14 protein-coding genes are annotated in these 14,557 nt (G+C 57.7%); 9 read left to right on the plus strand and 5 right to left on the minus strand.

The genetic code is table 11. The features are described from left to right. Nucleotides 1-222 precede the first annotated feature (222 nt). Nucleotides 223-1,689: a trypsin-like peptidase domain-containing protein gene (locus Pan181_RS23705; RefSeq protein ID WP_145251082.1), complete on the plus strand. Its 1,467-nt coding sequence runs from the start codon at nucleotides 223-225 to the stop codon at nucleotides 1,687-1,689. A gap of 181 nt (nucleotides 1,690-1,870) precedes the next feature. Next, nucleotides 1,871-3,274 (plus strand): hypothetical protein, encoded by a 1,404-nt coding sequence (locus tag Pan181_RS23710; protein ID WP_145251085.1) that lies wholly within the window; start codon nucleotides 1,871-1,873, stop codon nucleotides 3,272-3,274. Between the two features lie 21 nt (nucleotides 3,275-3,295). Here Pan181_RS23710 and Pan181_RS23715 read toward each other — a convergent pair whose 3' ends face one another. Next, a complete protein-coding gene (locus tag Pan181_RS23715) occupies nucleotides 3,296-3,760 on the minus strand; it encodes a RidA family protein (protein WP_145251088.1) in 465 nt (154 codons plus the stop codon). Nucleotides 3,761-3,774: 14 nt separating this feature from the next. After that, complete coding sequence (gene hisI / locus Pan181_RS23720; protein ID WP_145251091.1) at nucleotides 3,775-4,164, minus strand: phosphoribosyl-AMP cyclohydrolase; 390 nt, start codon at nucleotides 4,162-4,164, stop codon at nucleotides 3,775-3,777. Between the two features lie 336 nt (nucleotides 4,165-4,500). On the opposite strand from hisI, the gene Pan181_RS23725 reads away from it, so the two are divergent. After that, entirely contained in the window at nucleotides 4,501-5,088 is a 588-nt protein-coding gene (locus Pan181_RS23725) for a glycosyltransferase family 2 protein (RefSeq protein WP_145251094.1), read from the plus strand. Between the two features lie 143 nt (nucleotides 5,089-5,231). On the opposite strand, the gene Pan181_RS23730 is transcribed toward Pan181_RS23725, so the two are convergent. Next, complete coding sequence (locus Pan181_RS23730; protein WP_197528643.1) at nucleotides 5,232-6,200, minus strand: hypothetical protein; 969 nt, start codon at nucleotides 6,198-6,200, stop codon at nucleotides 5,232-5,234. Nucleotides 6,201-6,645: 445 nt separating this feature from the next. On the opposite strand from Pan181_RS23730, the gene Pan181_RS23735 reads away from it, so the two are divergent. The 4 genes from Pan181_RS23735 to Pan181_RS23750 all read left to right on the plus strand — a co-directional run bounded on the left by Pan181_RS23735 (nucleotide 6,646) and on the right by Pan181_RS23750 (nucleotide 10,449). Beyond that, nucleotides 6,646-7,827 (plus strand): hypothetical protein, encoded by a 1,182-nt coding sequence (locus Pan181_RS23735; protein ID WP_197528644.1) that lies wholly within the window; start codon nucleotides 6,646-6,648, stop codon nucleotides 7,825-7,827. Nucleotides 7,828-7,984: 157 nt separating this feature from the next. After that, the gene (locus tag Pan181_RS23740) at nucleotides 7,985-8,221 is read left to right on the plus strand and encodes a hypothetical protein (RefSeq protein ID WP_145251103.1); all 237 of its coding nucleotides are present in this window, start codon (nucleotides 7,985-7,987) and stop codon (nucleotides 8,219-8,221) included. Nucleotides 8,222-8,326: 105 nt separating this feature from the next. Then, nucleotides 8,327-9,226: a tyrosine recombinase XerC gene (xerC, locus tag Pan181_RS23745; RefSeq protein ID WP_145251106.1), complete on the plus strand. Its 900-nt coding sequence runs from the start codon at nucleotides 8,327-8,329 to the stop codon at nucleotides 9,224-9,226. Between the two features lie 68 nt (nucleotides 9,227-9,294). Further along, nucleotides 9,295-10,449, plus strand: a complete 1,155-nt coding sequence (locus Pan181_RS23750) for a GTPase (protein WP_145251109.1) — start codon at nucleotides 9,295-9,297, stop codon at nucleotides 10,447-10,449. Nucleotides 10,450-10,616: 167 nt separating this feature from the next. On the opposite strand, the gene Pan181_RS23755 is transcribed toward Pan181_RS23750, so the two are convergent. Continuing rightward, nucleotides 10,617-11,303, minus strand: coding sequence for a PEP-CTERM sorting domain-containing protein (locus Pan181_RS23755; protein ID WP_197528645.1), 687 nt, complete (start codon nucleotides 11,301-11,303; stop codon nucleotides 10,617-10,619). 610 nt (nucleotides 11,304-11,913) lie between these two features. Here Pan181_RS23755 and Pan181_RS23760 point away from each other — a divergent pair. Continuing rightward, nucleotides 11,914-12,369 (plus strand): nuclear transport factor 2-like protein, encoded by a 456-nt coding sequence (locus Pan181_RS23760; RefSeq protein WP_145251114.1) that lies wholly within the window; start codon nucleotides 11,914-11,916, stop codon nucleotides 12,367-12,369. Between the two features lie 211 nt (nucleotides 12,370-12,580). Continuing rightward, nucleotides 12,581-12,970, plus strand: coding sequence for a hypothetical protein (locus Pan181_RS23765; protein WP_145251117.1), 390 nt, complete (start codon nucleotides 12,581-12,583; stop codon nucleotides 12,968-12,970). 564 nt (nucleotides 12,971-13,534) lie between these two features. Here the strand turns inward: Pan181_RS23765 and Pan181_RS23770 are convergent. Continuing rightward, nucleotides 13,535-14,236, minus strand: coding sequence for a hypothetical protein (locus tag Pan181_RS23770; protein ID WP_145251120.1), 702 nt, complete (start codon nucleotides 14,234-14,236; stop codon nucleotides 13,535-13,537). Between the last annotated feature and the right edge of the window lie 321 nt (nucleotides 14,237-14,557).

The raw sequence follows: 14,557 nt of genomic DNA on the forward strand, positions 1-14,557 counted from the left end.
GCGTCAGCAAAAGAAGCTGATCTTGTAAGATTTGCTCAAGTTGTAGACATTGCCGAGCCGACGGGGCAGGGCCCTTTCCCAAAGTCCCGTTGAACCAACTAGTTCCACCCACTCCCATCAGTGAGAGCACCGGTCGCAGGAAGCGACCCACGACTCTGCTGGCCACCACGGCGGACCCCGGGCGGTAGGCGATGCAAAACACGGATTCCAAGGAGGGAACCGATGTCACAGTCTCATTCCATCTTTCGCGCACTCACTTTCGCTGCACTTACTACACTGTTTGCAGCCTTCGCGACCCAATCTTCTACAGCCCAAACCGAGCTGTACGTATTTTCCAGCCAGCATTGCGGCCCTTGCCAGCAACTGAAGCCGGTGATTCAGCGATTGATTCAGCAGGATTACCCGATTCGTGCGATCGATACCGACATGCACCCGGCGTTGACCCAGAAGTTTCGGGTCACGCAAATTCCGTGTCTGGTGATGGTGAAAGATGGCCAAGAGCTGTTTCGCCAGGTTGGTGGAAACGAACAAATCGTACGTCAGATGTTCAGTCGAGCCGGCATCACTTCGGTTTCGTCCACGGCTGCACGGACTCTTAATGCTGCAAGTGGCCCTGCCCCTTCGCTGCCGTCGATTACTCCCCCTGCCCTAGCCAGTGTGCCCCCTGCTCAAGGGGATGCGTTCGCCAAGAACCTGATTGAATCGTCGGTTCGCATTACCGTGGAAGACTCCACTGGCAAGTCGTACGGCACCGGTACCATCATCGACACCCGCCAGGGGGACGCCCTGATTGTGACCTGCGGTCACTTGTTCCGTGGTGAAGCGGAACAGGGACAGATCACGATCGAACGATTCACGGTCGGCCCTGCGGGACTGCAAGTGACCGACCGCGTTCGCGGCCAACTACTGCAGTACGACCTGAAGAGCGACATCGGCCTGGTGACGTTCCGCCCCAATGGCCCCGTGGCCGTGAGCCAGGTGGCCGACCACTTTGGCGAGCGGGTTAACGACCGGGTGTGGAGCGTTGGCTGCGACCGTGGAGCCGATCCCACGATCCGCGATTCGCACATTACCGCGCTCGACCGTTATCATGGACCTCCCAACATCGAAGCGGCTGGTGCTCCCGTTCAAGGACGCAGCGGCGGTGGCTTGTTCAATCGCGAAGGCAAACTCGTCGGCATTTGCTTTGCCGCCGACAACGAAGGTGACGAAGGGCTGTACTCGGCGTTGGCCTCGGTGCACGCCGAACTCGACAAGCTTGGTTTCCAGGACATCTACCGTGGTGGCCCGACGACTCCTGCCCAGCCTGCCGCCCTTGCTGCCACCCCACCGCTGTCGCGCGGCATGGCGACGCTGCCGGAACGAGAAAACCCGATCGTGCGTGGACAGGGTCTAACGGACTCGGAATTTCCGACTCAGACGCCTGCGATGCCAGCGCTGAACAACACGATAGGCAATCCCTCGACCGTAGCACCGGCAACACTTCCGGCATCGAATACGCTTGATATCGCTCGCAATCTTCCCCCTCGCGAGCAAGCAGGTCTTCAGGAAATCGCCAAGCGGGCGGTCGACTCCGAGGTGGTACTGGTAGTGCACCCTCGCGATGGCAGTGGCGACAGCGAGGTGATTCAGCTCGGTCGCGTCTCGCCCGAATTGCTCCAGGCGCTGAAATCGCTGCAAGCTCGCTAGCATCCACGCAACCGGCCGAATCGGCACAATCCACGAAACTCGCTACGGACGTGTGCAACTCGCCTTGAAGGCTAGCCTAAGCAACCGAAGGATGAGCTAAAGAATTCATAGAGCCGCAATGTGCAGTGTTGTGTTGCTCTATATCCAATGGCTCGTTTCATCCTTCTGTTAGATGCCCACCATGGCCGCTTACATCGCATTCATAGCCTCATTCAACCTGTGCCTGGGGTACGCGTTGGGGGTCTATGTGGGTGTGATGCCGGGCATCACGCCGCGGAATGCGCGGAAGTCGGGTGAAGAGGAAGACCTCATTGGGCTGAATCTGAATAACGAATCGGCCGACGACGAGCAGGATCAGTCCGAATTGGAAGAAGACGAGCCGCTGCTGGCTCCTCCGACTGAGCCGGAACCGCTGTTATCGGCAACGGAAGACTCGGAAGAAGAGGACGAAGCGACTCTCGAAAGTGAGTCGGAGGAAGAGGCCAGCGACCCCGCCGACGAGGTGGAAGAGGAGGAGCAAAACAACTTTGCGAACATCCTCCAGGGTCTCGAAGCGTTTAAGTCGAAGCTCGATTCAGTCAGCGAAAAGCTGAATTCGATCGACGACGATCGCTCGGAAATGGACGAGTGCGCGAACGAGTTGAAACAGGCCAATAACGATTACCTGGACAAAGCCTCCGAAGCGATGGACGAGTTCAACGAGGCCGATCCCGACACGGTGACCGAAGAAGAGCAACACCTGCAAGAAACGCTGGTTAAACAGTCGGCCGAAGTCAAACAGGCAAACGATGATATCGACGACATCCTGGCCGAGGAAGATAACGAGAAGGTACGCCAGAAGCTGCTGGATACCACCGACCAGCTAGCTCACTCGGCCGAAGAGGTCGAAGAAGCCATCCCCGAACCCAAGGGTGCGGAAGACTCTGCTGAGGAACTTGCCGAAGACCTTGCCGAAGGTCTATCGGAGGAGCCGGTAGAAGAGTCCGCGGAAGAATCGCTAGATCTTAGTGATCTAAACACCGATGACCTCGTAGCCGAGGTGATGGAGAGCGATTCCACCATCCCCAGTTCGCTGGGAACACTCGACCAGCTACTCGATCAAATCGATCGCTCGATCTCCGAAGATGGCCCCGCTACCCTGCTACAAGTGGGTGCCATCGACGTACTCGACGAAACAGGTGGCAAAGGCGAACACATCAAGCGGATGCTCACCGGGCTCGAAAGCATCGTGGCCGGCGAACTCGCCCTGGGGCAAACCATGGCGATCGACGACGAAAGTCGGTTCTTGCTCTACCTGCCTGGCGACGACCAGAAAACGGCCGACGAACGCTGCGAACGGGTCCGGCAACGCATCGCCGCGGCGACGTTCCACCACAATGGCCAGGAAACCCGCGGGATCGCCCGTTGTGCGATCGTGCAAGCGGCTGGAGCCATCGACAGCGAAGTGGTGCAACAACGCCTGGGCGAGGCTCTCACAGAAGCCAAGAACCTAGGCGAAAGCTGCACGGTGCACCACGATGGCACCAGCTGCGAGCTGGTACCGGCCATGGAAATGGACGTGCCAGAAGTCTGCGTAAAGATCTAACGCGTGCCGCGCGAACTGGCGTTACGGCTTGATCTGGAACACCGCTTCCACTTCTACCGACATGCCGACCGGAAGCGACCCGGCGCCAACCGCGCTGCGGGCAGCAATGCCTGCGTCGTCGCCGAACACGTTCTTCATCAGCTGGCTGAAGCCGTTGATCACCGCAGGATGATCGGTGAAGTCGGGAGTCGCGTTCACCAGGCCGAAGGTCTTAACGAGCCGTACGATTCGATCGAGCGAGCCAAAGTTCTCGATAAGGGTCGCTAGCGTCGCCAGCCCGGTTTGATGGGCTGCGGCATAGCCTTCTTCCGCGGTCATCGTGTCGCCCACCTTGCCGGTGATCAGCGTTTTATCGGCCTGTAGCGGTCCATGCCCGGAAGTGTAGGCCAGATCGCCGACCACGATCACAGGCTTATACAACCCGATGGCCTTGGGGGCAGGTGGCAGTTCGAGATTCAACGATTCGAAAGTAGCCTGAAAGCTCATGGTAGTCGGTCCTGTTATTGTTTGCCGTAAACATCGCGAGGGTCAAACACCCGCTCGCCGACGATTTTGGGGCCGTCGGGCGTGATCTCGCGAAAGAAACACGATGGATATCCTTCGTGGCAAGCAGCTCCTCCCTGCTGATCGACTTCGATCAGCAGCGTGTCGCGATCGCAGTCGATCGCGATCCGCTTGACGAGTTGCACGTTGCCACTGGTTTCCCCTTTGCGCCATAGCGACTGCCGGCTGCGGCTGTAATAAACCGCCCGACCCGTGGTGCGGGTTTCGTCGTAGGCCTGCTGGTTCATGTAGGCCATCATCAGCACTAAGCCGGTACCGGTCTCCTGTACGATCACAGGCACGAGGCCGTCGCACTTGTCGAAGTCGGGTTCTAGGGGTTCGCTCATTGCTTATTGCCTGAAACTGGCGGTGTAAGTTGCACCCCCGAGCATAACCGACTGGTCTAGTTGCCACTAGCCGACGGCCCTCTTTGGCACGGTCAATTGATCTGTTCGCTGCAGGGCCGAATAGCTGCTCGGCCTGCAAAATCGGTGCGAGCGGTAAGGGCCGATCAATCCGACGTTTTTGCCGAATGGTGTGGCACCACGCTAGCGTTTCCGATCTGTAAGGGTAGGCACGTCAAGCAACCCTGAACGATTGGCGTGTTGGCCCTCCCTATCTTTCCCGCCGCCGTGCTTTCGCCCTCCCCTCCCCTTTCGTAAGCATGGCAGGAGTATCGATCCGTGAATAAAAATCTGACGGTTGTACTGCCGGTGCACAACGCTGAAGCGAGTCTTCACCACGATGTGCGAAATGTCCTAGAAGTGGCTGCCGAACTGTCGACGGGCTTGCGATTGTTCATCCTGGACGATGGCTCTACCGACGACACGTACGACATGGCCATGGAGCTGTCCGCCCGCTATCCGCAGATTCGGGTGATGCACCACGCCACGCGGCAAGGCCTTGGTTCGGCAATTGCCGAACTGCGCGGCCAGATTGGCGACGACCTGGTGCTGGTACACGACGGTGCCTCGCCGATCCAAGCCGAACAGATCCGTCGGCTGTGGGACGACGAAGCTCGCCAGATCACTCGGGCGACCGACAAGAACACCAGCATCGACGACCTGCGCCACGCCGCGGCAACGCATCCCGCGATGGCTGCCGCGCACAACCGCCTGGCTGGCTTCCAACGCCTGTCGAACATGGCAGCCAGCGACGATTCGCAGCTCACGCGACGCGATCAGCAAGCCCAGAAGAACGTCGGGGTCATCCCTCCCCTGCCCCGACCCAACTTCATGGGTGCATTAGCTAATTTCGCCCTGGGTGAATAACCCGCTGCAAGCGATTCACGGTCGAACTCTATCGTTGCAGGCATCGCGCATAAAACAGCCGCGGTGCCTGCGACGAAGAGGAACGGTCGTCAATAAGCACCGCGGCATGGGGTGTTTCACTAAGCTGCTGTAGTCAACAGCAACTACGGGCTGCGATTCATCGCCCAGTGGAATTCCTGATTGCCCTGCTTCACGCGAACCGTTCCTTTGTCGCTGGTGAGATCTTGCAAGGTTGCCGAGAACTGCACGCTGGGATTGTTCTCAGCCTGCCAGACGACAACCTGCGACTGGGCGTCGAGCTGGCCGGTTAAGTTTTGCGTACTGCCGGTGAGCTGATCGAAGTACACCCCAGCGACGTTCGACTGGCGGCTGACTGCTAGCTGCATCTGACGCGTCGCAGCGGCTCCCGCTTGTGGGGCCACTTCGTAGGTGCCAAGCGGCATCCACTCTTGCTGGTCTGCAGGCACTCCTGTCGGAGCCGGTTCGTCCGACGACGACTCGTACACCACCGTATCCCCTTCGATCACGACGGTCGACGAGCTACTTGCGGGATAGGCCGCGTACGCGGTCCAGGCAGCCACCGAGGCCACGGTTGCCACCGCTGCTGCCTCGTTAGCGTAGGGATGCGTCGCCTGCCAAGCGTTGGGATGCTCAGCATACCAGGCTGGCGAGAACGGCTCGGGACCGTTTTGCCAGTTGCTGGCAGCCGACTGCAGGTTCGATGGGTCCCAATTCTGCGCGGCATCGCTCCACTGTTGCGAGCGACTACTCAGTTGCTGAGCATTCTGATTCAACTGGCTGAGATTGCCATTGAGCTGACTGAGGTTGCCTTGCATCTCGCCCAACGACTGCCCGTTGAGAAACGCTTGCACTTGCTGTGCATTCTGCGGCTGCTGGCCGCTGAAGTTCCCCTGACCAAAGGCCTTGTTGCCAGTTGGCACGCGACCGTTTGTCGAAGGAGTTGGCAAATTACGGGTGCCAGTTGGTGTACGACCGTTGAACTGGTGGCTGCCGACACTTGGACTGCGATCAGCGATGTTGCCGCTAGGCGAAGGAAGATTGCTGCCAGCACGCCCAGCAGGACGACTTGCACCGCCCCGCCCTCGAGCCATTGCGCTGCTTGCGGTCACTGAGAAAACCAACAGAGCTACCAACAAAACAGTGCGCGCATGGTTCGACTTCAGCATATGGCGTGTCCCTTGAAGAAGATAAGCTAGCAGAGCAGGCGAATGGTACTCCCAGCAGAAGCCTCTGGAGTTCCCACCACCGTTACGAAAAGGTCGCCCGCTGCAGGTGCATAACGGGTCAACGAAAACTTAGGTCACGAACTGCTAGCATGTCGCAGGTGTTCGCCACAAAATGGGTTAAAGCGTTTGGCGCGATTATGCCGATGGCGAAATAGGCCGATACCTGCGCGCAGGTGGCCATTGTTGCTAGCAGGGGGGCTGCCGGCTTCAAAACAACTTGTCGATGCAATCCCTCAAGCAAATCGCGGCCGTTCTACTGATGGTCGGACTCGCGCCCGGGTGCAGTCTTCTGCTGCCCGAGGTTTCGACGATGCCGGTAGTACACAATCCTTTTCCACAGCTCAGTCGGGTGGCGGTGTTGCCGTTTTTCAATCTCAGCAACGAACCCACCGTTGATGGCGTGCAATTTGCCGAAGCGTACTACGCCGAGCTTCAGGCGGTTCCCGGGTTCGAAGTGATCCCCGTTGGTGTCGTGGAACAGACCATCATCGATAGCGGCATTAATACGTCGGATCCGGCCGAGATTCGCCGCCTGGCGCAGCAGCTTGGTGCCGATGCGATCGTGGTCGGCGCGGTCACCGACTACTCGCCGTACTATCCGCCGCGATGTGGTTTGCGCGTGGAGTGGTACGCCGCGAACCCTGGCTTCCACGAGATTCCTGCTGGCTACGGTTTGCCTTGGGGCACACCGGAGGAGGAGTACATTCCGCAGGGAGTGGTGTTCGAAGCCGAGATGGCCCTGGCCCGCGAACAGATGAAGACGCAATCGCCCGTCTGCCCCACTGCTCCTCAACCAGCGACACTGCCAACGACCGACGCCTTGCCTTTGATGCCACAGGATCCAGGGATGGCGATCGAGCCTTACGATTCTGATTTCGGGTCGGCTCCCATGCCTGATTACGGGTCGACTCCCATGAAACTGGACGACCAAATGGATGAGTCGCTTCCACCACCAGACGACTACAACAGTCCGACGAATGGTTTCGACATCGAAGACGACGATCCCGACGATCCCTTGGAACCTCCGGTAAGCGAGCGACCGATCAAAGTATCGCCAGCCGCTTGGCGCCCTCAACAGCAAGCAGCCTACAAAGTTCCAACGAGCGAAGCAGGCGATGCAACCACTACGCCTCGCGCAATCGTTACTGGCACCGAAAATAATTTTGTCCCCGCATTGCCACCAGAATGGCCCGATCCGCGGGGGTTCATCCCCCCCGGACCATCGCCGGTGCGACCAACTTGTGTGACACATGATGGTCCGGTGATGACGCATACTCGGATATTCCGGGGGAGTGACCCCGAATTCACTACCGCTCTTAAGGCTTATTTCGATTTTCGCGACGACGCACGCTTCGGCGGATGGCGCGGATACCTTGAACGCAGTGACGACTTCATCCGATTTTGTTGTCACTTACACATCAACGAAATGCTATCGGCGCGTGGTGGTGCAACTGAAACGCGAGTGGTGGAACGCTGGTCCGATAGCCGATAGGTCATCGTGTGGCATCCAATTAGGAAAGAGTTGCTGACTGGGTCGCGGATTCGATTCACGCAAGCACTCCCCTTTGAGCCGGTACGACTAAATGCACCGCTTGCTCTGCCACACTGCATCCACTCCCCCCGCATACCCGCCGCATGGAGGCCCCACGATGAACGACGACATCAATGTGCTTGCACTCGTCAAAGGCAAGGAACGTTACATCTTTCTATTCGACGACTCGCAACAAGCCGAAGCTTTGCGAACCCTTGGTCGTCACGCTGCGAATCCCGAACTGAGCTTCAGCTGGTACGACGCTGCCGTGCTGGGCAAGAAGATTCGTAACGAAAGTGCTGCCCGCAATCGTTCGCGGTTCAGTATTCCTCAATCGAGCGATATCGACGAGTAAGGCGCTCGAGGGGGATCAAGTGGAACGGCGATCGAATGGCAGGTCGCGTCGAAACCCCGCTTCGACGCACGAACGCCCTCACCCTTTCCCCTTCGATAGAATGCCATGCACCGTCAGATTGCTCAATTCCTTCGGCACCTGGATGCGGAACGCAATGCGAGCCCGCACACGCTGAAGGCTTATCGCGAAGATCTTATCTCCCTTGCCGATTACCTGGCGGACGACGCGGGCCTAACACCCGAGCCCGCGTCGATCACCACCGCCGAGCTACGTGGCTACGTGGCAGCGCTGGCCGAAGCAGGATTCGCCAAATCGTCGATCGCTCGACGATTGGCATCCGTGCGGAGCTTCTTCCGCTTCGGCCAGCGAGAAGGTTGGGCGCAGTCGAACCCTGCGACCGCGCTGCGGAATCCGCGGAAGAGCCGCAAGCTGCCGCACTTCCTGACGACCGACGAAATCGGTCGCTTGCTAGCAGCTCCCCCGAAGAAAGGGAAGCAAGGCATCCGCGACCGGGCCATTCTCGAAACGCTCTACTCGGCTGGGTTGCGTGTGAGCGAATTGGTCGGCATGAACGATGGCGACATCGATTTCGAGCAAGGCATTGTTCACGTTCGGGGTAAAGGCCGCAAAGAACGCTTGGCCCCTATCGGTAGCTACGCCCGTGGTGCCTTGGAAGAATGGCTCGCAGTACGCGAGCTATCCCCCCGCGAAGCGTCGGGCCGAGAAGCGCCGGTGTTTACCAATCGCTTCGGCACTCGGCTTACCACTCGCAGCGTGGGACGAATGCTCGAGAAGCACATCGCGACCGCTTCGCTCGACGGGCGGACCTCGCCGCACACGTTGCGTCATAGCTTCGCGACGCACTTGCTCGACCGCGGGGCCGACATTCGCAGCGTGCAGGAACTACTCGGGCACAAGAGCCTGGTGACCACGCAAATCTATACGCATGTCTCCACCAGCACCCTGCGGGCGGCGTACGAGAAGGCGCATCCCCGCGCGGGTTAGAATCTCGGGCTAGCTATCTCGTACAATAGCAGGCTGTGCGATTGCCCCTTCCCTCGATGCCAGCGACCATGACTGCTACTGACACCACTGTTTGTTTATTAACCGCCGATGGTCGCGGTGCAGTAGCGGTGCTAGCGGTCGAAGGCCCCGGAGCCGACTCGGCAGTCGCCCGTTGGTTTCGGTCGGCGAGCGGCTGGCAACTCGCCAAGCTTCCCCTCGGCCGCATCGCGTTTGGTCGTTGGGCCGCCGACGATGGCGAGGAAGTGGTGATCGTCCGCACCGAGAGCGGCCTCGAGATTCAATGCCATGGCGGCATTGCAGCCAGTCGAGCCATCGTGCAGTCGTTGGTCGAGTCGGGAGTCGCTCGCTTGGACTCCGCGGGATGGCAGCAACAACATGCTCGCGACAGCATTGCCGCGCAAGCGGCCGAGCGACTTGGCCTGTGCGCGACGGAACGGGCCGCGCTCGTGCTTCTCGATCAATACAACGGGGCGCTTCGCGCCGAGTTGGAGCAGGCCATCGCGGCCATCGAGCGGGGAGATTACTCCCAAGCCGAACAGCAACTGAGCACCTTGGCCAAACGTTGGGAGGTAGGGCGAATATTAACCACGCCTGCCCGCGTGGTGCTCACCGGACCTCCCAACGTTGGCAAGAGCAGCTTGATCAACGCTCTGGTGGGTTACCAGAGAGCGATCGTGTTCGATACACCCGGCACCACTCGCGATGTGGTCACCGCCAGCACCGCGATCGAAGGCTGGGCAGTTGATTTGGTGGATACTGCAGGCTTGCGCCAGGCAACCGATGGGGTGGAACAATCTGGCATCGAGCTAGCACAGGCCGAGTTGGCAAATGCCGACCTGGTAGTGCTTGTCGGCGAAGCCGAACAGTGGCTCGCCGACCAACCACCCGCTTTCGAGTTTGCCCAGTGGTTTGCCGACCGTCCAACCGTGCGGGTGGCCAACAAATGCGATCGCCTGACTAATCAATCGCAGGAACTACTTTGCAAACACGCTAGCGAGCTAATCCTTACCTCTGCCATCGAACCCCACGGGGCCGCCCCTTTGCTCGAAGCAATCGCTGGGCGAGTGGTGCCCTCGATGCTCGAACCGCAAGCGGCAGTACCCTTCACGCTAGAACAACAGCAAGCCATCCTGGCGGCTTGCAACCTCCTTACCAGCAACCAGCCCGAAACCGCTGCGCTGCTGTTGCAAGCGTTGCTCTAGTGCACGTTGTCCATCCGAAGCTTTGCGTGGCGGCCGATATTCCGCGGTTCACCAACAGCAAGCCGGAGTGGCAACATTGAACACGCTGTAGCTATCTAAAAAAACACACCAGTCAGCACCGTGCACCAACTGGTGTGTTTGTGTGTTTCTTTCGTCGCGTCGCTTACTTAGCGATTGCGGCCAACGAATCCGATCAAACCAACCGCAGCCAGACCAACCAAGGCCAGGGTGCTGGGCTCGGGAACTTGCAGCAGCGAAACTTCCGCGAACTGCATGTTCGTGGGAGCGCTGCCGGGGTAACGAACCAGGTCGCGAACGATCACCACGTAGGCCGAGTACTCATCGCTTTCGGCGAAGAACTGAGCGGGAGTGGTTTCGAAACGGCCATCGTTGACCGTAGCGAATTGGGGAACACCGGTCGAACCGTAGTAGACTTCGGTCAGATCGGCAGCGGTTGCCAAGTCGATAATCTCGCTAGCGGTACCGGTCATATTGGTACCGAAGATTTGCACCACGCCGGGATCACGACTCGCAAAGTCGTTGGCCGTGGTGAACTGAACGCCACCGATAGCAGCGGGCGAATCGAGAACCACTACGAAACCAGTGGGGTTACTCGCCTGTTCGCCGGCGTCGTTCAAACCAGCACCTGCGAAGTTCAGATACTTGGTGCCAGAATCATCGTCGAGTGCTTTGTCTGGATCTTCGTTGGCCCCCGGCGTATTGCTATTGGGGTTGAGCGAACCATCGGAGAGCTCTAACTCAGCACCAGCAACCGAACTGTAACCAGTCGTCACATCCACGTAAGCAGCCTTGGCACTAGTCGCAGCAGTAGCAACCAGCGCGCATACAATCATCGCAAAAGAAGTACATCTCATCAGCAAAACAATCTCCTGCGCATAGCTGCAGATTCAGCCATGCTTCGTCAAGAATGGGCCTTCGCCTGTATAGAACGCTCCTCTCCTCACATACCAATACCGCCCTAATCACGATGGTTACCTAAAAAGCCGCCATTGATTTCTATTTGATTCGCCTGCGCGGTTCCGCGAACCGCGCGCCCTTTGCACAAAACCGGGAGGAACACGAACATTTCGCAGCAAATCACGCGGCTCCCGAACACGACTTCGGATTTCTGCAACTTGCGTTACTGCACGAAAGAACAGTACCACTCTGCGCGACCTGGCGGGTTTCTGCGGTTTCTGCGACGGTCCAGCAAACGACGGGATCGTCAACGGTATTGCGAAATGGCTGCCGACAGTGTGAGGGGCGTTAGGTCATGACACTTCCGCGATCCCCGTCGACACGGAATCGGCCACGATGACTACGGTCCGTTGACTCCCGCCGAACTACGTTCAATAGACCCGAAGTGGAATTGGACGGGTCAAGAAGTGGGGCATTGTGTCACGGCGAAGGTTGCGTTGCGTGTAGAATTAGGACCATTCAGAGACTGTTAAAACGAGTGCATCATTGCTGAAAGCACTTCGGCAAGAATTGAAAAAAGCTGAATCTAACCTGAATCACGTTCAAGCCATGAAGAACGCCATCGAGATTGCCGAGAGATTTGCACAAGCCCTCGATAGCGAGGATTATGAATCTGCCCAAGAGCTCCTGTCTGAGGCATGCGAGTACTCTTGCCGTGGGCAGAGCCATGTCGGCCCGACTGCAATTATTGCATCCTACAAAGGTAATGGAGACACCGCTGATTCGAAGTTCGATTCGGTTGACTACGAAAGCTCAGTCTCGGACATGCCTGATGGCACTGCCCTCATTACCTTTGTTGACCATTTTGCGCTAAAGGGAAAAAGCCACACGTTCCGATGCGAGCAAGTGCTAGAGGTTGACAATAATGGTCAGATTACACGAATAGTGCACCGCGACTTACCGGGTCAGCGGGAAGCGCTAACCGAGTTCATGGGAGTCTGAGCTATCCCGCCTCGGCTTCAGCGGCCCAAGCTATTCTGGCGAATAGTGGACCAGATGGGTACTATTGGTGGCTGAGCTGCTTGGTTATTTTACACTGAAGCGTCGAAGGAGTGATAATCGGCTACAATCATCTGGGGGATTATCCACACATGTGGATAAAGCCTGCTTATCCACAATTTGTGTCGAATAACAAGTTATCCAGACTGACTTCATGCTTAAGACACGTCTCGACGATCCAGATATTGTGCGATTGATTCGCTCGATACCTTTTCGCAAGCGAAGCCGCTTCGTGACTTGCGCGATTGGCGAATTGAAATTCTATTTTGCACTTTTTGCCTTTCTGTTTCCCTACCTGGCGATAAGCATGTTTTTTGCATTGCTTGGTCCTGTCGTTTGGATCGTAGCGTCGGTAGTGCTCGGTCCTGTATTCTTTTGTCCGTTAATCATTTATCGCAACAAGCTGCTGAAACGTCACCTCGAAGAATCTATCGTGGACGGAAAACTGCCGAATTGCCCATCTTGTGGTACTTCACAACTCAACAACAATGCAATTCACTGTGAATGCGGCTGCGTAATCCGACCATTTGCCCCGCATGATTAAACACCGTGTTGGGAACAATGCTCGACTTCGTTTGCCAGATTTCAGCGACCGTGAAAAACGATTCGCTCCGCTGTTTGTGTAACAAAGCGTTGGACCAAAGCCTCCATTGCGTTAGGATCGGCCTGTCGTCGAATGTTCGCTTCGCTCCCCTTTGTATACGAGTCCAATTTCACCAATTCAAACCAATTCGACCGCTCGGTCGATGCGGGAGTTCGACGCCTAGGCTTCATCGGCCGAGGCTGTTTTGGCACAAAGTGAATCTGAGCGGCGTTGTTGGTGGCTAGGTGGCTTGGGTGTTTTACGCTGATGCGTCGAATGAGGTGGGCTCGAAGTCTCTGAGGTTGGGCACACCGCGGAGAGTTAGCGGGAATGCGAACTGCCCGCGGTGTTGGGCACCGACGCGAGTTCGCGACTGCGAAAGCTCCGTCGAAGTTTCACGCTTGGGCAGTGTCGCCCCTGGGCTTCGCCTTCTGCATTCGCTTGCGATTGAGCTGAAGCCCGTTATCCGAGCAACGGAGTTTTCTTGTGGCGGCTTGGTAGGGCCACCCACTGTCTCCCGATCCGCTAGCTCAAAGAAGAGACGGCGCCAGCATCACGGATGTAGAAGAAGCCGGTCTCGACATAGAAGTCGCCACCTGCGAAAGCCAACTCCGCCAGATGCTCGTACATAGTTTCGGCGAACGAATCATCCAAGAGACTGATGAGGTAGTTTCTTGCGAAGCCTCGCATGTACGGTGAGTACTCTGGGTGACGCTCCATCCAGTCCTCGATCCTCTTCTCGAAGACCCCTGGAAGCTCAACTTTCCCGCCCGAGACGTCAACGAGAGCTGGTGATTCAGGAAACAGCTCTCGCTTCGCATCTACGTACTTTCGGATACAATCTCGGTAGAGATCGACTTTCTCGTACTCAAACGTCTGCTCAATCGATTCTATCTTTGGCCATTGCCGCTTCGGCGTCGCGTAGTCCCACTTCAGTGTCCTCATTCGGTCGGTTGGTAGGCCGGAACAGTCGGCTCGCGGTTTCGGTAAGACGGATTGCTTGGATGCGTCGGCTCCTTCGTCTACGCAGGTTTCCCACACAATTCTTCTCGACGCCTCCGCGATTAACGCTTGGGCAACTTTTGCCAGCACCGCAGCTGCTCCGCATTCATCCTCACCGCTTCCCAGTTCCATTGCAGTACCGGCATTTCTCGGTACCACTGCACCGTGGACATCCGACTGCCGTTCCAGCACCCTTGCGAATACAGTAGCAAACGCCGGTCGCATCGCACATGTCGCAGAGCACCACTCGCGATGTCGTACTGTTGGACTCTCCTGGGACCGTAAGCGTGCCTTTACGGTATTGAGTGCCCAGGGCGGCTATCGTGTGTTGTACATCACTCGAACTCCGGTGTTGTACGAACATACGAAGTTCCTCAGCACGTGCCCAAAAATGCTCGGTCCCGACCATCGTAGCGATGGCGCTCGATTCGTCGTCGGTCAGCGGTCGAGCAATCTTTGCAGAAATCGCATCACAAACATCTCTCTTCGCGAGGCGAATAACGCGTTCGAGATTCAGGTCACCGTCATCTGGCATATACTGGACAA

It is taken from the genome of Aeoliella mucimassa (assembly GCF_007748035.1).
Lineage (GTDB): Bacteria > Planctomycetota > Planctomycetia > Pirellulales > Lacipirellulaceae > Aeoliella > Aeoliella mucimassa.